Genomic DNA, 17296 nt, shown 5'->3' with positions numbered 1-17296 from the left:
CCCGCTCGTTTTTTTCGTTATAGAATAGATGTTGTCATGAGAATCATCGACATGAAGAAGATGGTCATGTAGTTGACTGAGTACAAAAACATCCACTGCGCCCACTTGTAATCATCTTTCATGGCAAGGCCGGCAAGCGACAATGCGAGGAAGCCGACATTCATAAGTGAGACGAGGACGATGAACCCTGTGCCGAATGCTGCCAGGAAGAACGGCAGCGGCAGCAGGCAGGCCGAGTAGACAATCGACTGCCGCTTCGTCATCGGGATCCCTTTGACGACCGGAAGCATCGCAACACCCGCCGCCCGGTATTCATCGACCTTCTTGATGGCGATTGCGAATGTGTGCGGCATCTGCCAGATGAACAGGACGATTGCCAGCACGATCGGCACCATATGGTAGGACGGCCCGACAGCAGCCCATCCGATCAGCGGCGTAACAGCCCCGGACACGCTGCCGATCACCGTATTCAGCGTATACTTCCGTTTCGACCACATCGTATAGAGCACGACATACGTGAACCAGCCGATGAAGCCATAGATCGCCGCTGCAGGTGACGCGGCGTACAGCATGAGGATGCCGGCCACCGAGAGGACAATCCCGATTTTCAGGATGGTCTCCATGGAAATGTTGCCCGTTACGGTCGGCCGCTTCTGCGTCCGCGCCATCACCCGGTCCAAGTCCACTTCGTACCAGTTATTCAGCGTAAGTGCTCCTGCCATCAGCATCGTGCTTCCCGCCATGGTCAAAAAGAAAAGGGAGATATATTCAGCAAAAGTGCCGCCATAGAAGTAGATGGCGAGCCAGAAACCTGCAAAGACAGGCAGCACATTCGCCACCAGCACAGGTCCTTTGAACAAATATTTGAGATCGCTGGCAAGTGAAGAAGACACGTGCCGTTCGTTTTCGAGCGTCCGCTCCATTGGTTTCTGCATAAGACCGCATCCTTTGAAGAATGATAAGAAAGTGAAAATGTCCGTTCCTTCTTCCTACTATATCATCTTTTCGGCGAAAACAGAAAGGGATGAAATGAAAAAGATGTGACAGATTCAGCCAGTTCACCATTGACCTATCGCACCCTCCTCCCTTCCCTGGTTTTGCAAACCGGATAGCGGGAATCAGATAGGTAACTGAAAGGAGCCGATCAACGTGAATTCACCAACTGCTTCACCTGCCCAGACGGATTGGAAAAAACTCGCTGCCAATGTGCTGATCCCGGTCATCGGGGGATCCATCACCGGCTGGCTCGCGAACCGGAATACCCAGCAGCAATATGCAAAGCTCGAAAAACCGTCATTCAGCCCGCCGCCGGCAGTGTTCCCGATTGCGTGGACAGCCCTCTACGGAATCATGGGGTATGCGAAATACCGCGCAGAACGGAAAACCCCCGCTGCGGAGAAAAAAGGGATACTGACCCCTTATGAACTGCAGCTCGGTCTGAATTATATCTGGTCGTTCCTGTTCTTCAAGTGGAACCTGCGCGGAACGGCACTGCTCGAAATGACCGCATTGCTCGCCATGATATCCCTGACGGCCTACGAATTCAACAAAGTCGATTCCGCTGCCGGCAAACTGCTCCTTCCGTATATCGGCTGGGTTTCGTTCGCCTGGACGCTGAACTACTCCATCTGGAAATTGAACCGCAGCTGAAAGGCCCGGGGCGCATAGAGCGCCTCTTTTTTGGGTATAGCACATAGGAAGCAGGCAGACACATACTACTGATACAGCAAGGGGTTATGCGTATGAAATGGCGGGGACGCAGAGAAAGTACAAATGTTGAAGACCGGCGAGGAGGCGGCGGAGGAGGCCTGGCCATCGGAGGAGGCCTCGGGACCGTGGTCATCCTGCTGGTCGTCATGTTCCTCGGCGGGGATCCATCTGAAATCCTCAGCGGATTGTCGGACGGCGGCGGCAGTTCCTCAGCCCCTTACGAGGAGTCCGCGGAAGAACACGACCATGCGGATTTCGTGAAAGTCGTACTGGCCGATACGGAAGACGTCTGGTCGGAAGTATTTGCAGAAGAAGGGATGACGTACCGGAATCCGACGCTTGTCATGTACACAGGGAGTGTCCAGTCGGCATGCGGCACCGCGAGTTCCGCGGTCGGCCCGTTCTACTGTCCGGGTGACGAGAAATTATATATCGACCTCAGTTTCTACGATGAACTCAAGAACGAGTTCCAGGCACCCGGTGATTTCGCAATGGCGTATGTCATCGCCCACGAAGTCGGACACCACGTCCAGAAACAGCTCGGCACGTCCGACAAGATGAATGTGCTCCGCAACAGGCTGAGCAAAGAAGAATATAACAAGTACTCCGTACGGCTTGAACTGCAGGCGGATTACTTCGCGGGCGTGTGGGCCAACCGGGCGCGCAGCATGGACCTCCTTGAAAAAGACGACATCCAGGAAGCCCTGCAGGCCGCGAGCGCTGTCGGTGACGATACGATCCAGCGCCGGGCGCAAGGCTATGTCGTCCCTGAAAGTTTCACGCACGGTTCAGCGAAGCAGCGACAGGACTGGTTCGAAAAAGGATACGAAACCGGCACGATCGAAGGCGGCAATACGTTCGCCGGCCTGAACTTCTAAAAAAACATCCGGCAGTCCGCTCGTAAGCGGACTGCCGGATGTTTTTCATGGGTGATCAGATAGACGGATTTACCGGCCAGGGTCAACGATGGCGGCGTATTCGTTCGTCACACCGTCGATCAGATCGAGGATGATCTTCGCTCCGGCCATCGAATAACAGGTGCCATTCCCTTCATACCCGAGCAGGCAGTAGACGTCGGCTCCGGACTGTGAAGGACCGATGAACGGCAGGCCGTCCCGGGACACGCCGAACAGTGAATTCCACGCAGCGGCGATTTTCACATCCGCCTGTGGGAAAATGTCCTGCACTTCCTTCAGGATCTCTTCCGCTTTGCTGCGGATTACTGACGGGTCTTCGTGCAGTGCATCCGACTTTTCGTCCAGCCCGCCTGCAATGATACGGCCGTCCTTCGTTGTCCGGAAATACAAGTAGGGCTTTTTCGTTTCCCACACCATCACCCGGTCGGTCCATAGCGGTTCTTCCAGCGGTTCGGTCGCAAGAGCAAACGTCTGGGTGATCGAAGCGAGATGGGCGATCTCCTCGAAGACGGTGCCGTAACCTGTCGCGAGCACCATCGCCCCGTACGAGATCCGGTTCCCGGCAGCCGTATGGATCATATGGTCTTCCAATGAATGGAGATCCGCTTCCGTCTGTTCATAATAGGAGACACCTAACTGCACATTCTTTTCGGTGACCGCCTGGATGAATCTGTACGGATTGACTTCCGCGTCATGCCATGTCCTGATAGCTGCCGGCTTGTCCACCCCGTATTCCGCCTGCAGTGCAGCATGGCTCAGATACTCTGCAGGGAAATCGTACTTTTTCAAATAGCTGTATTCCCTCTTCAGCTTATCGACATCCTCTTCGGATGACGCATAGTAGATGCTGTCACGCAGCCGGTATTCCGCGGTATCCGGAAGTTCACCGGCCAGCTCCGTCAGTTCATCCATCGCTTCCAGGCACATCCGGTAGAACAGGACGGCGTCTTTCTCGCCGATCCTGTCGACGAACTCGGACAGCATCGTGTCGCTCGCATATTGCAGCAGGCCGGTGTTCGCACTGCTGCTCCCTTCGCCGACTGCTCCCCGGTCGATGACGGTCACTTGTTTCCCGGCCTTCGCCAGAACGTGTGCCGTGAGCGTGCCGGACATGCCTCCCCCGATGACCAGCACATCGGTATGTACATTCTGCTGCAGCGGCGGAAACGTCCGTGCCGCCTCTGCCGTCTTATCCCAAAACGTCTCTCCAGTTGTCAGTGCCATCTGAATCTCCCTTTCTTAATCGAACTGCTTGGTTGTCTATTCCCGTTTACCAGGAACCGGCAAACCTGCAGAGTACGGATTCAGCGGGAGACGGAACGGATCGACAGCTGCTCGATGATGATCGCTACGAGCGTCCCGGTGATCAGACCATTCGACAGGACGGAAGCGAGCACCGCAGGAAGCTCCGAAAAGCTTGCTGACGGGATGAACATGATGCCGACACCGGTCATCAGTCCGATCGCCACTGCCCGTCTCGACCGTACTTTGTCCGCGTCTTCATCCAGCTCTGAAAAGGCCATGGACACCATATTCGTGAAGATGGCGAACGTCACCGCGTAGGCGACAGGCGCCGGCAGCGCAGCAAAGACGGACATGACGGACGGGAACAGGGTAATCAGGACGATCAGGATGCCGCCCATGACGAACGGGACGATCGAAGCCATCCCGGTAGCCGCAACGAACCCCGCAGCGCCGGATATCGGCACCGGGCCGATTGCGGAAAACATACCGGACAGCAGATGGTTGACGCCGGATACGAAGGAGCCCTGCCGGACGCGGTCTTCAGGCACTCGGCCGAATTTGTTCTTCAGCAAGGTTTCCATCACTTTCAGGGACGCCAGCAGATTGGCGATCAGCAGCAGGGTGATGAACACCGAAGTCACAGCCACGCCGCTGTCCCACACCGGCGGTCCGTAGACGAACATCTTCGGCAGTTCGATCAGGCTGCCGGACTGCTGCTGGATGGCAGGCGCAAGTCCGAGGACGGCGAAGATCGCCCAGCCGATTGCGATCGAATACAGGACGGCGTACCTCGACAGCCATTCCCGCTTACTCCTCATCGTAAGGAACGTGACGAGCAGGACAGCGAAACTGCCCGCTGCTGTCCGGATACTGATGACATCCGCCGCGGATTCCACACCGGTCATCCCTTTCAGGAACGTGCCGCTCAGCTGCAGGATGAGCAGCATGAGATAGGTAAATGTGATGGCGGGTGTGAACAGCGCTTTCATCTTCGTGATGACGCCCGCCGCCGCAAGAACGATGAACAGCACACCGCTGTACAGCATCCCGCTCTGAAGGGCCTGAAGCGCCTGATCGGATGTTTCATAGAACACACCGACCATGCCGGCATAGACGACGAAGATGCCCCACCACAATCCCGCGGGCCCTTCGTTGATAGGCAGTTTATGGCCGAAAAAGGCCTGCAGCAAGCCGGCTGCCCCGAGGACGAAAATGGTCCGCTGCAGGAAGTGGGCGGTCTCCCCTGCATCCATGCCGAATACATGGGAGATCGCGATTGGCGCTGCAATCGAAGACGCCATTAAAAAGACGGCCCATTGGATACCGCCTGCAAGTTGTTTCATACGTAAATCCCCTTCCGATACACAGTTCCTTCAAACTTTTTAACAGTATACCATGATAAAGGACACAGCACGCACCCACCTTCCCTTCCAGGCGGAAAGCCCGCTTGAACGGAGCGGCCAGCGGGTACAGCATACTAAAGAGATTTTGAAAGCAGGTGCTTACTGATGGGAACGCAATTTGAAGAGATGCGGCAGCGGCTGCACCATATCGGGAATTTATCCAACTATATCGAGGAATTGTTCACGAAACTGCCGGGGAATCTGATCTCCGACAAACAGCGAAGGAAAATGATGAAGATCATGATGGACGACGACGAACTGCAGAACTTGCTGACAGGGCTGAAAGATCCCCGGCCTCCCCGGTTTGTCTTGGTCGGCAGGACGGGTGTCGGGAAAAGCAGCCTGGTGAACGCGATGAGCGGACGGTATCTGGCGGAAGTGAGTGACATTGATATCGGCACGAAAGAAGCCGGACGTTATGCTTACGAAGCGGACGGCCATACATTTTTCGAAGTGATCGACACGCGCGGGATCGGCGAGTCGGAAACGTTCGATACGCAGGCAGAAGACTCATTGAAAGAAGTGATCCGGTCGTTCGAGCCCGATGCGGTCCTGTTCCTCCAGAAAGCGACGGAACGCGGGCATATCGACAAGGATATCGAAGTGACAAAAAAGATCATGAAGAAAGCGGCGGACGGCCTGCCGCTGATCGCCGTCATCACGCAGGTGGATGAACTGAATCCGTCACGCGTCAAGGAGCCGGACCTCTACCCTGCGGACAAACTTCGGCTGATCGAGGAAAAAGCCGGACAGCTGAAGCGGCTGTTCGCGAACGCCGGGCTCGAGCCGGCCGCCATCCTGCCCGTGTCCTCCTATATCGAATGGACGACCGGAGAGGACGGCACCCGGACGATCGGTTTCGACGGCCGGTACGGCATGGAGGAACTGATCGATTTTTTGGAAGACAGCCTGGACATCCGGGCAGCCATCCACCTGAGCCTGTCGATCCGGCTTAACTCGGTCTCTGAGCGAATCGCCCTCCGGTTCACGAAAGTTTTCACCGCCCTCGCCGGCACAGTGGCGCTCAGTCCGCTCATCGCGACGGATATCGCCGTCCTGCTCGCCCTCCAGTCGATCCTGCTGATGATCATCGCCTACTTGTCCGGACGGGAGCTCGACTTCAAGACGGCCCGCGAAGTGCTCGTGTCGCTCGGCGGTATCGGGGCCACCGGTTTCACACTCCGGATGATCGCCCAGCAAGGGAGCAAGTTCGCGAACCTCGTCGTTCCGGGAGCAGGTTCCGCCATCAGCGCAAGTATCGCAAGCGGCGGCACATTTGCAATCGGTAAAGCCGCGATCGCCTATTTCCTGAGCGGTGCGGATGAAAAAGAGCTGAAAGCGATCGTCAAGCAGGCGCGGCGCGATTACGAAGAGGAAGAAGAACAATGAAAAAGCTGTTGCGGAAGGTCGATGTGACCATTCCGCAACAGCTTTTCTATTTACCTTCATCAAGCGAAGTCGATTGTCTGCGGACCTTCGCCTTTTTTGTTCATGAGGCGGATGGATTCCGGTGATACTTTCAAGATGACGAGATCCGGATCTTCCGGCCCGTCGAACCACGGCTTCATGTGATCGTTCCACACTTTTTCCCGGAGACTCTTATCATCGGAGATCGTGACCGTACCAGCGATCTCCAAGTAGGCATCCCCGTATCCTTCGTCGCTGTATCCGAGCAGGATATGTGTGTTCGGATTACTTTCCAGCTCATCGACTTTCTCGGTCTTCTTCGAGGTCGCCGTATACAAGGTGAATCCGTCCGCGAAGAATGTCATATAACGGCTGAATGGCTTGCCTGCTTCCACAGTGGCCATCGTGCCGACGTGACTGTTCTGCAAAATCTTCTGTGCAGTTTCCTTGGTGTTCATGAATACCCTCTCCTTTTGTTCAGCTACTCGTAGTCTTCCTGAAAATGAGCATGACTAAACATGGAAAGGGCTGCCGCGTCACCCGCGGGTGGTCCGGCCTGGCGTTAGCAGGACGATGAACCAGCCGATGAGCGCCCCGGCAATCGCCGGAATGAGCCAGCCGATCTGCTGTTCATGCAGCGGCAGGTGTTCGAGGACACTGAGTGCAGGTTTGATTTCGATGCCGCCTCCTGCGAGCCCGTCGAAAATACTGACCGCTGCCGTGCCGATCAGAGCCAGTGCATAGACGATCGGCCGTCTTCCGAACGCTTTGTCGATGAACGACAGCAGCATGAGGACGATCGCGAGCGGATAGATCATCAAAAGAACAGGCAGAGACAGTGAAATGAGCTGCGTCAGGCCGACGTTCGCAACAAGTGTGCTGAATACGGAGAAGATGACGACAAACGTCTTATAAGACAGCGATGGGAATATCGATGCGAAAAATTGTGCACACGCAGATACCAACCCCACGGACGTCGTCAGACAGGCGAACAAAATGGTGATGGCCAGGATGACCGGGCCGAAAGAGCCGTACAGCAATTCAGAGGCCAATGACAGGATGATCCCGCCATTCGCCTGCGCTCCGATGACACTTGTGCTCGTGGCACCGATGTACCCTAATGATATGTATACAAATCCTAATCCGGCTGCCGCCACACTGCCGGCGATCACCATGGATTTCAGCAGACCTTTCGCCGTATCGACCCCTTCCGCATGGATGGCTGCCGTGATGACACTGCCGAAGATGAGGGCCGCAATGACATCCATCGTCAAATATCCTTCCACGAAGCTTTTGAAGAACGGATGCGCACCGAACACTTCGTCAGGCGCTTCAATCGTACCGATCGGGTCGACGAAACTCTTGATGGCGAGCAGGGCGATGACTGCGAACAGGACAGGGGTCAGGAACTTCCCGATCCGGTCGACGAGTTTCGCCGGGTTCAGCGACAGGCCGATCGTTATGGCGAAGAAGACGATACTGAACAGGATGAGCGGCCACTGTGCGCCTGCCGCCGATTCCGGTAAAAATGGTGTGATGCCGATTTCGTAGGACACCGTAGCAGTTCTCGGAATGCCGAAGAACGGTCCGATCGCCATATAGACGATCATCGTGAAAACGATTCCAAAAACAGGATGCACCCGGTCCGCGATGGAACGGAGATCACCGCCTGCATGGGCGATGGCGATCACTGCCAGAAGCGGCAGGCCGACACCGGTGATCAGGAAGCCGAACATGGCGATAGTGAGATCGGTCCCCGCCAGCTGCCCGAGCTTTGGAGGGAAAATGATATTCCCCGCTCCGAGGAACAGGGCGAACAGCATGAAGCCGATCACGAAATTCTTTTTAACAGACAATGGTGTACAACTCCTTACTAGACGTTTGAAATATGCGGATTAGCCATTCTTTTCTCACTTTAGAGCGTAACAAACATTCCGCAAATTAGAAAGGATTTTCTTGCTGACAGAACGGGTAGAGGAGATTAAAGGTCAATTAGTTGTATTGGAATACTATTTTCCGTACACTGATTTGCGGTTAACCAACATAGGGAGTGAATCATATGAAAAGATTTTTAGTGCTCGGCGCAATGGGCGTCCTGCTCGCAGGCTGTTCGGATTCCGAGAAGGCGGACAACTCCAAACCCGCTGAAGAACCGGGCTCGGCCCTGGAGGAGCATGCAGTGAATACCCCAGCGGAAAACGAGGATGACGCAGAACAGCAGGCATCGGAAGACGGAGATGTCAACGCAACGAATGACAGCGGCATGGAAGGCGGAACCGGATCGGACGGGACTGCAGACACCGGGGATGCGGCACTTGAAGGGTATGAGGAATACAGCACGGTCCGCGATAACGCGCCGGTCGACGGCCTGAAAGGGATCGTGGAGACGGACAATCCGGGAACACGGGTCATTCTCTATGAGGATGCTTCAGGCGTCAAAAAAGTGAAGAGCATCTACGTGAAGAAAGAGAACAGGCTGAAAGTGATCTCACTGGATGACGACGGTCTGCTGTACAATGACGTATTGAACTAATTGAAAACGGGAACAGGAACGCCGGATGGCGCTGCCTGTTCCCGTTTTCTATTCACTTCAAATACCGGCGGGCGCCGGAGAATTCACTGCGGTACGGCTCCGTTGCGATCGGGATGATCTCCACCGTCTTCTTCGGGTTCGGCGAGTGGATCATCTTACCGTCGCCGATGTACATGCCGACGTGATGGACAGCCCCTTTGCCGTTATTGTATGCAAAGAACATGAGATCCCCCGGCTGCAGCCGGTTTTTGGCGACGGCCGCTCCGTTGGCCGCCTGGACACTTGCATCCCGCGGCAGGTCGATACCGTGCTGGCGGTAGACGGAGTACGTAAAGCCGGAGCAATCCAGGCCGAAACCGGATGTGCCTGCCCATAAGTACGGGAGGCCGTTGAATTTCTTCGCGGTCGCGAGAAGTTCATGCTGTGTCGGCTTCGCGATCGGCTTGCCGTGTTTCCGGATCGTCACGTCCGCCTGACGCACGTATTTCACGCCATCGAACGGCGTCTGCACTTTCACCCAGCCGGCTGCCGACTCGAGGATGGGCAGCTCGGTGTTGAAACTGATGCCGAGGAACGGACGGCTGACGGATGCTGCCGAGTACAGACCGGCAGTCGGTGCAGTGACGACGGCCGTATCGCACGGTGCGTAGTCCGCGTACCCTGCCTTGATATGCGACGCCGGAACCCATCCGGGATACCCCGCCTTATGCTTCGGCGAATATTGGTCTTTCACGGCGATCTGCATCCAGCTGCCGGATGTCTTCAGCACTTCGACTTCCTGGCCGTAGAGCGCCTGCGTTTCCGTCTTACCGACAAGCCACTGTTTTTGCGGGATCGTCATCGACTTCGTCCAAGCATTCATATCAGCCGGCACACCGACTGCCGGACGGTCGATGGTCCGTGCAAGATTCGGAGCTTTCCATAACGTCGTCACAGCGACATTTACGTGATACGTCTTCTTGGCAGTCGGAGCGAAACAGGCGAGCACTTCCCGGAATTCCGGATTGAGGATGCGTGCCAGGAAAATTCCGAAATGCGCCCGGGTCAATGTCAGTTCCGGTTTGAACGTATGATCCGGGTATCCGAATGTTACGCTGTTCGCGAACAGTACTTTGACGGACGGAGCCGCAAAACTTTTCGGATTGACATCTGTGAACGTGAAATCGGCTGCCTGCGTGCCCTGCTTCAATTCGAATGCACGGACGAGGATCGCTGCCATTTCGGCACGCGTCAGCAGCGCTTTCGCATTGAACGTCTTCTGCAGGCTGCCGACCATGATCCCTTCATCGACGACAGCGGCGATCGTTCCGTAACCCGCCATCCCCTTTTTCACATCCGTCAGCCCTGGATCGGGTCTGTTGTCCGTGTCCAGTTTACGGGCCTTGACGAGCATATCCGCCGCTTCCAGCCGGGTGATCGGACGGTCGACGCCATACGGGACACCCTTTCCGGACTCGACGATGCCGCGCTCCGCAAGGTACTCGAGTTCAGCTTTTGCAGCATAATTGTCACCGACATCACTGAACAGGCCGGCGGCGGAAGCCGGAGATGAGACCGACAGGACAAGGGCGGCGAGAAGCAGGGGGATAAGCAGTTTTTTTAGCATGGAAAGCCTCCTGAACCAATTGATACCTTTAAGGTACACGAATCACCCGGTTCTGTATAGGCTTTTTTTCACACGGAGACTGGTCAATGCAGAATCGCGATGAGCCGGTTGACCTCCCGTGTGCCGATTTCTTCCCATTTGCGTTTATCCGTAATCCGTCCGTCCTTATCGACCGGTTCCTGGAACTGGTTGAATGTCGCCGACAGTAGAGAACTTTCATCTGACTCGAATCCGATATTGACGACGTGCTTGATGAGGAATGGGGTCTTGAAGACAAGGGTCGCCCGGTCTTCATCCAGCACCCCGGCGATCACTTCGAACGGCGCGCGGATGTAGATCGTCTCCCCCTCCTCCCGGTTGAGGACCCTGTCAAAAAAGCCGCCATGGTAGTCCCAGTTGCCGCCAAGATGATACCCTGCGTCTTCGAGCCTGTGACGGATGCTGCCGTATAATGTCCTCTTTCCTTCGAGACCTGTTGTGAGCTGAATCATAGCCTCCATCCTTTCTGAGTACAAGTAGCCGTAGTATCACCTTTCCGGCACAATTCATACTGATGATGGAACTGAAAAAACAACTTATGCTATAATCGTTTTGGTACCAGGTATTAAGACAGACTGCTGAATGGACAAAATAGAAGAAATCGATAAGGGGGACTTGGAATAATGGATGATTTGCTGAAATTGAAAGGGAAAAATATCGTAGTCATGGGTGTTGCCAATGAACGGAGCCTCGCATGGGGCATCGCGAAGACATTGTTCGCGGTCGGCGCGAATGTCATCTTCACGTACCGGAAGGAGCGCTCCCTCGCGAAACTCGAGAAGGCGCTTGAGAAAAATGAGCTGACTCCACGGCTCGTCGCGGAATGCGATGTCAATGAGGATGAAAGCATCCGGGCCGCGTTCGAAAAGATCGGCACGGAAGTCGGCGTCATCCACGGTGTCGTCCACTCCGTCGCGTTCGCACACGCGGAAGACCTGCACAACGATTTCGTCGAAACGTCGCGGGACGGCTATGCGTTCGCCCAGGATACGAGTGCCTACTCGCTCGTTGCGACAGCACGGGAAGCACGCCGTTATATGACGGAAGGCGGCTCGATCATCACGATGAGCTATCTCGGCGCAGAGCGTGTGCTCGACGGCTACAACGTCATGGGTGTCGCAAAGGCGGCGCTCGAATCATCGATGCGCTACTTGGCGAACGATCTCGGGAAAGAGAACATCCGTGTCAATGCGATCTCTGCCGGTGCTGTCCGCACATTGTCAGCAAAAGGCGTGCCTTCGTTCAATACGATCCTGCACCAGATCGAGGAGAAAGCGCCGCTCCGCCGCAACATCACGCTCGAAGAAGTTGCGAATATGAGCATGGTGATGCTGAGCGCGCTGTCGAGCGGTGTGACAGGCGAAGTGATTTACGTGGACGCCGGTTATAACATTATGGGATAAGCAGTTCCCTCTCCATGAGAAAAGCTGTCCGAAAATCGGGTACTCCCGTTTTCCGGACAGCTTTTTTGTATTCAGGATGCTCGGTCACTGGTTCACTTTCATCGCCTGCTTCGTGCCTTTCTTGAGGATTTCATCGTAATCGATATACGCGTACAAGTCTTCCTCGATGGAACCGCTGAACTGTTTCAGCTCTGCGATCGTCAGCTCTTCAATGCTTTTGTTCGCCTGTTCACAATGGAGGATGAGCCTGCCGACGATGCTGTGCGCGTCACGGAACGGCACGCCTTTGCTGACGAGATAATCGGCCACTTCTGTCGCGTTCAGGAAACCGGCTTTGACGGCTGCCCGCATGTTTTCCTCATTGACCTGCATCGTGCTGATCATCCCCGCCATGATACGGAGGCAGTCCGTGACCGTGTCCGCGGCGTCAAAAAACTGCTCTTTGTCTTCCTGCATGTCTTTGTTGTAGGCGAGCGGCAGCCCTTTCAGCGTCGTCAGTAGCGCGAACAGCGAACCATACACTCGCCCCGTCTTCCCGCGGATCAATTCTGCCGCATCCGGGTTCTTCTTCTGCGGCATGATGCTGCTGCCGGTCGAGAACGCATCCGCCATCGTGACGAATCTGAACTCCTGGCTGCTCCAGAGGATGAGTTCCTCGCTCAGCCGGCTCATATGCATCATGATAATAGAGAAGTCAGACATAAGTTCCAAAAGGTAATCCCGGTCGCTGACGCCGTCCATGTAATTGTCGACAGGTTTTGCGAAACGGAGCAGTTCCGTCGTCACCGTACGGTCGATCTCATGGGTCGTCCCGGCGAGTGCCCCGCAGCCGAGCGGGTTTTCGTCGAGAAGTTCCGCTGCATTGCCGATCCGTCTCTTGTCGCGTTTGAACATCTGCACGTATGCTCCGAGATGATGGCTGAACGTGACGACCTGGGCCCGCTGCAGATGGGTGTAGCCCGGCATGATGACATCATGGGCCTCCCCTTTTTCTGTGAGTGTGTCGATCAGGTGCTGCAGCAGTTCCGTCGTATTATGCGCAATCTGTTTCGCGTAGAGCCGCATGTCGACGGCGACCTGGTCGTTCCGGCTGCGCGCCGTATGGAGTTTTTTCCCAGTCTCCCCGATCCGTCCGGTCAGCTGCATCTCGACGAACGAATGCACGTCTTCGTATTCCCCTTCGACCTGCAGCGCCCCTGAAGCGATATCTGCACGGATCGCTTCCAGTCCGTCCGTCAGCAGCTCCCCTTCGTCAGGCGTCAGCAGGTCGCAGTGGACGAGCATCGCGACGTGCGCGAGGCTTCCTGCAATGTCCTGTTCGATCAGCCGTTTGTCCACCGGCAGTGATGTATTGAATTGTTCCATCAGTTCGTGTTCCGGTGATGAAAACCGGCCGCCCCATAATTTCATTCGGATGACGCCTCCTATATGTATATTTATCGGATAAAATGAATTATAATTCAATTGCTGACCGATTGCAACCGGCTCTGCCGCTTGTATCGGAGCGTGAAGAAGGGTATACTAGACGATACGACAATTGCAAAGCGAGTGATTTTGAATGCAACTATTGTTCAAACAGCACACTTCCTATATAAGTTCACGAAAAACCTCTGACCGTCACTCGTCAGGGGTTTTTGTTTCCCCACCGCAACATTATCGCCCTGAGGAGGATGTCCATTGAACAGTTCCGCTCATTCCGTACAGTCCCTGATCGCCATCTGGGTCAGTCTCGTCAGCAATATTTTCCTGACGATCATCAAGATACTTGTCGGCTATCTATTCCACAGTCCTGTGCTGCTCGCGGACGGCTTCCATAACGCCGGTGACGTCGTGGCGTCTGCGGCGGCGCTCACATCGATGCGTTTCTCCAAGCGCCCGCCTGACGATGATCATCCATACGGCCACGGCAAAGCGGAAGTGATCAGCTCCGCACTCGTCGGTCTTATTTTAGGCGCCGCAGCCATCTATATCGCCATCGAAGCGATCGCCGCCATCTTCGAAAAACCGGCTGCTGCCAGCGTCCTCGCCCTCTTCACAGCGATCATCTCACTCGTCTGGAAACAGGCACTCTATTTCTATACGATCCGGATCGGCAAGAAGGAGAACAGCAAAGGACTGATCGCGACGGCGTACGACCATCTGGCGGACGTGTACGCATCCCTCGCCGCTGTCATCGGGATCGGCCTCGGCCTGATTGGCACGCATTTTGATATTCCGATCCTGTCGTACGGCGATCCGGTGGCTGGTCTGATTGTAGCCGTCCTCGTCCTGCGGCTCGCAGTCCACATCGGGAAGGAAGCGCTCGATATACTAATGGAAAAGACCGTCAGCGAAGTGCGGCTGACCGAGTTCCAGCAGCTGATCCGCCAGACGCCCGAGGTGAAGCGGATCGACCGCCTCCGCGCGCGTGAGCACGGCCACTATGTGCTCGTCGATATCCGGGTGAGTCTGCCTGGTGACCTGACAATCCAGCAAGGACACGACATCACAAGCAAACTGCGCAACGCCATCAAAGACGCGAACCCGGATGTCGGTGAAGTGCTCATCCACGTGAATCCGTGGTATCCCGGAGAAGATGCGCTGCCGAAACCGCATATTTAAGGTATACTGGAGAGTATTGAAGGAGTGGTTGGAATGATAACGAAATGGTTGAAAACCTATATCGAAACGAACAGTTCAGCAGGCGCTGTCCCGCTGAACGCAGTCCAGAAAGAATTCGCCGAGAAACACGCACTTCTGCCGGAAGGGGCATCGGTCGTCCCGGCGCCGCCGTTCAGCCCCGCATACAGTCTTTCAGACAAAGAGACCGACGAAGAACGGACCCCTGAACAGGCACTCAGCAATACGCCGGTCTCCTATGTCAAACAGCACCCCGGCGACTATGTATACGCGGAAGAACCGCTGCTTTCGACAGTCGGCATCGACGGTGTTTCCCTCGAGGTAGACGATGTGTTCGGCACGGTGACGGCACTGTTCGGTCTCCGGGTCCAGAAGAAATACGGCGAACAGCTGAAGACGTACATCGACAGCAAGCTCGGCACCGCGCCAGGTACGCGCAGCCTCATGTTCTCGAATGAAGACGGGTTATGGGACGTCAACATCGCGCTCGACTATGCCGAAGGGTTCTCCGAGGATTTCACGTTCGATGAAACCGTGCAGTTCCTGTATGACTTGGTGTTCCGCATGCTCGCAGAACTCGAGGAAGAGGCGTGACGGATATGCAGACGGACCGGTATCTCTACACGTACGTCCGGCAGACCGATGATCACGAGCTCTGCCGGCTTGAAATGCGCGCGCTCTTCGGCAAGGATACTGGCGGCAACTACCTGTTCAGCAGCCGCTGTATAGATACGGAGCGGAGCCCTTTCATGAAAGAGCGGCTCGACGTACTGACTGCGGCCGGTTCTCTCGAAGAGATCATCCGGTTTGCTGCGGCCCTCCCGGATGACGGGAGGACGTTCCAGATCCGCTGCCTGAATACGATGGACTTAGGCGAAACCAAGAAGATCCCCCACCCGGAGCGGCGGCAGATCGAGCGGGCCGTCGGACTTCCGATGGCTGCGGAGGCCGACCTGTCCACTCCGGACACACTCTTTGGCGTCGTCCGTATCGGGGATCTTTTCCTGTTCGGCAGCCTGGTGGAGAATACGGCCGTCTGGCGGGACCATATTAAGAAGCCTGAAATGTATTCGACTGCACTCAGCACACGTGTCGCCCGTGCAGTGGCCAATATCGCCGTGCCGCAGCCGGAAGGGATCCGGGCCATCGATCCATGCTGCGGAATCGGCAACGTCCTCGTTGAAGCGCGTTCGATGGATATCGACATGGCCGGCCGGGATATCAATCCATTAGCTGTACTCGGTTCCCGGAAGAACCTCGACTATTTCGGTCTCACCGGCATCGTGGACGTCGGACCGATCGAAGAGGCTGCCGGCCATTATGACGCGGCGGTCATCGACATGCCGTATAACCTGTACACCCACGCGACACGGGAACAGCAGGCGTCCATCCTGAACGCCGCCCGCCGCCTCACCGACCGGCTCGTCCTCGTCACGATCGAACCGATGGACGACCTGCTCGAAGACGCCGGGTTTACGGTCACAGACCGGTGCATCGCCCGGAAAGCCCATTTCGAACGGGAAGTCGTCGTCTGTAAGTGAATACCAAAACAAGCCGCTCCGTTGCCGGGGCGGCTTGTTTTTCTGGTTCGGTGTTGTTACAGGGATGAATAGACTCTAGCTTGCGCATGGTCCAATCAACTGATTATTCATCTCTTTGTTTTTGCTTTTTCTCCAAATACTCTTTACGAAGCTTTTCAAGATGCTTCTTTTTATCGAATTGGTCCGGCTTTCGTTTTTCTTGATACTTTGACACTGCCTGCATGCCTTTGTAATCCAGTTGATATTTTCCCATGTCCTGCACCTCCCTCTTTCCACAAGTTCTTATGAATTCCTTCCACAAATGAACGCCGCTCAATTCCACGGCAGTCTTGCACTATTGGAAGAACCGTCCACAAAGAAGCCGGCTCCTTTTATCAAGAAGACAAATCCATTCAGCAGCCATCCATACGCCGCCCACACCCAACCTATACTTTCTGTCCGGGACCGGAGTGCCGTCCCTTTAGTATTGTACCGCATCTCCCGTAAGTTCTATACTACATTCACGAATACTTTTCCCTTTCCAATCAACTAGGCAATTGGTTGAAACATTATTCTTGAATGCGCCCGATTGCAGAAGATTGTTTTTCTGAAAAGTGTCTTCTTTGGTCAATAAAGATTATTTTTTCTCAGTTATCAAGAGGTTCACGATTACCTTTAACTCTCTCAAAAACAAAATTATTAAACCTAAAACCATAATGATAATACTTAAAAAGTAAGGAATGTTAACCCCGATTTCATTGCGCGCTTGTTGGAATTTTCCTGGCGGGTCGCTCCAACCTTGCATATTTGGAATATAGTTAGCAATAGCAAGATGTACTATGCCATATAATAAGGTTCCCGAAATAAATAATATCCCACCCATAAAAGTTAACC

18 protein-coding genes are annotated in these 17296 nt (G+C 55.0%); 8 read left to right on the top strand and 10 right to left on the bottom strand.

What is annotated here, in order from left to right; genetic code table 11:
* Positions 1-17: 17 nt before the first annotated feature.
* On the bottom strand, positions 18-935 hold the full coding sequence (gene cyoE, locus NFU03_RS09880) for a heme o synthase (RefSeq protein ID WP_251638295.1): 918 nt from the start codon (positions 933-935) through the stop codon (positions 18-20).
* Positions 936-1149: 214 nt separating this feature from the next.
* On the opposite strand from cyoE, the gene NFU03_RS09875 reads away from it, so the two are divergent.
* Together NFU03_RS09875 and ypfJ are read left to right on the top strand one after the other, a co-directional pair.
* On the top strand, positions 1150-1650 hold the full coding sequence (locus tag NFU03_RS09875) for a TspO/MBR family protein (RefSeq protein ID WP_251638293.1): 501 nt from the start codon (positions 1150-1152) through the stop codon (positions 1648-1650).
* A 92-nt stretch (positions 1651-1742) separates the two neighbouring features.
* Entirely contained in the window at positions 1743-2588 is an 846-nt protein-coding gene (gene ypfJ, locus NFU03_RS09870) for a KPN_02809 family neutral zinc metallopeptidase (protein ID WP_251638291.1), read from the top strand.
* A gap of 69 nt (positions 2589-2657) precedes the next feature.
* On the opposite strand, the gene NFU03_RS09865 is transcribed toward ypfJ, so the two are convergent.
* Together NFU03_RS09865 and NFU03_RS09860 are read right to left on the bottom strand one after the other, a co-directional pair.
* Positions 2658-3851 (bottom strand): NAD(P)/FAD-dependent oxidoreductase, encoded by a 1194-nt coding sequence (locus NFU03_RS09865; RefSeq protein ID WP_251638289.1) that lies wholly within the window; start codon positions 3849-3851, stop codon positions 2658-2660.
* Between the two features lie 80 nt (positions 3852-3931).
* Positions 3932-5215 (bottom strand): purine/pyrimidine permease, encoded by a 1284-nt coding sequence (locus NFU03_RS09860; protein ID WP_251638288.1) that lies wholly within the window; start codon positions 5213-5215, stop codon positions 3932-3934.
* Positions 5216-5380: 165 nt separating this feature from the next.
* Here NFU03_RS09860 and NFU03_RS09855 point away from each other — a divergent pair, with 165 nt between their 5' ends.
* Positions 5381-6664 (top strand): GTPase, encoded by a 1284-nt coding sequence (locus tag NFU03_RS09855; RefSeq protein ID WP_251638287.1) that lies wholly within the window; start codon positions 5381-5383, stop codon positions 6662-6664.
* A 59-nt stretch (positions 6665-6723) separates the two neighbouring features.
* Here NFU03_RS09855 and NFU03_RS09850 read toward each other — a convergent pair whose 3' ends face one another.
* Together NFU03_RS09850 and brnQ are read right to left on the bottom strand one after the other, a co-directional pair.
* Complete coding sequence (locus tag NFU03_RS09850; protein WP_251638286.1) at positions 6724-7140, bottom strand: pyridoxamine 5'-phosphate oxidase family protein; 417 nt, start codon at positions 7138-7140, stop codon at positions 6724-6726.
* Positions 7141-7218: 78 nt separating this feature from the next.
* Entirely contained in the window at positions 7219-8538 is a 1320-nt protein-coding gene (brnQ, locus tag NFU03_RS09845) for a branched-chain amino acid transport system II carrier protein (RefSeq protein WP_285835439.1), read from the bottom strand.
* A 203-nt stretch (positions 8539-8741) separates the two neighbouring features.
* Here brnQ and NFU03_RS09840 point away from each other — a divergent pair, with 203 nt between their 5' ends.
* Complete coding sequence (locus NFU03_RS09840; RefSeq protein WP_251638285.1) at positions 8742-9215, top strand: hypothetical protein; 474 nt, start codon at positions 8742-8744, stop codon at positions 9213-9215.
* Between the two features lie 52 nt (positions 9216-9267).
* Here NFU03_RS09840 and NFU03_RS09835 read toward each other — a convergent pair whose 3' ends face one another.
* Together NFU03_RS09835 and NFU03_RS09830 are read right to left on the bottom strand one after the other, a co-directional pair.
* A complete protein-coding gene (locus NFU03_RS09835; protein ID WP_251638284.1) occupies positions 9268-10821 on the bottom strand; it encodes an NlpC/P60 family protein in 1554 nt (517 codons plus the stop codon).
* 83 nt (positions 10822-10904) lie between these two features.
* On the bottom strand, positions 10905-11312 hold the full coding sequence (locus tag NFU03_RS09830; RefSeq protein WP_251638282.1) for a YugN family protein: 408 nt from the start codon (positions 11310-11312) through the stop codon (positions 10905-10907).
* Positions 11313-11483: 171 nt separating this feature from the next.
* On the opposite strand from NFU03_RS09830, the gene NFU03_RS09825 reads away from it, so the two are divergent.
* A complete protein-coding gene (locus NFU03_RS09825) occupies positions 11484-12263 on the top strand; it encodes an enoyl-ACP reductase FabI (RefSeq protein ID WP_285835438.1) in 780 nt (259 codons plus the stop codon).
* A gap of 84 nt (positions 12264-12347) precedes the next feature.
* Here NFU03_RS09825 and argH read toward each other — a convergent pair whose 3' ends face one another.
* The gene (gene argH, locus NFU03_RS09820; protein WP_251638280.1) at positions 12348-13673 is read right to left on the bottom strand and encodes an argininosuccinate lyase; all 1326 of its coding nucleotides are present in this window, start codon (positions 13671-13673) and stop codon (positions 12348-12350) included.
* 267 nt (positions 13674-13940) lie between these two features.
* Between argH and NFU03_RS09815 the strand changes: the two genes are divergently transcribed.
* Genes NFU03_RS09815 through NFU03_RS09805 form a run of 3 tightly spaced genes read left to right on the top strand, consistent with a single transcriptional unit; the run spans position 13941 to position 16423 of the window.
* Positions 13941-14864 carry a cation diffusion facilitator family transporter gene (locus NFU03_RS09815; protein ID WP_251638278.1) on the top strand — a complete coding sequence of 308 codons (924 nt, stop codon included), beginning with the start codon at positions 13941-13943 and terminating at the stop codon, positions 14862-14864.
* A gap of 33 nt (positions 14865-14897) precedes the next feature.
* Positions 14898-15476 (top strand): protoporphyrinogen oxidase, encoded by a 579-nt coding sequence (locus NFU03_RS09810; protein WP_251638276.1) that lies wholly within the window; start codon positions 14898-14900, stop codon positions 15474-15476.
* Positions 15477-15481: 5 nt separating this feature from the next.
* Complete coding sequence (locus tag NFU03_RS09805; RefSeq protein WP_251638274.1) at positions 15482-16423, top strand: TRM11 family SAM-dependent methyltransferase; 942 nt, start codon at positions 15482-15484, stop codon at positions 16421-16423.
* A gap of 103 nt (positions 16424-16526) precedes the next feature.
* On the opposite strand, the gene NFU03_RS09800 is transcribed toward NFU03_RS09805, so the two are convergent.
* Both NFU03_RS09800 and NFU03_RS09795 read right to left on the bottom strand, forming a co-directional pair.
* Positions 16527-16676, bottom strand: a complete 150-nt coding sequence (locus NFU03_RS09800; protein WP_251638272.1) for a hypothetical protein — start codon at positions 16674-16676, stop codon at positions 16527-16529.
* Positions 16677-17039: 363 nt separating this feature from the next.
* Complete coding sequence (locus NFU03_RS09795) at positions 17040-17285, bottom strand: hypothetical protein (protein ID WP_251638271.1); 246 nt, start codon at positions 17283-17285, stop codon at positions 17040-17042.
* Positions 17286-17296: the final 11 nt, after the last annotated feature.

The organism is Sporosarcina sp. NCCP-2716 (genome assembly GCF_023707985.1).
In the GTDB taxonomy this organism is placed as follows: domain Bacteria; phylum Bacillota; class Bacilli; order Bacillales_A; family Planococcaceae; genus Sporosarcina.
Note: the sequence above shows the minus strand (reverse complement) of the source record. Positions and strands in the feature narration are given on the sequence as shown.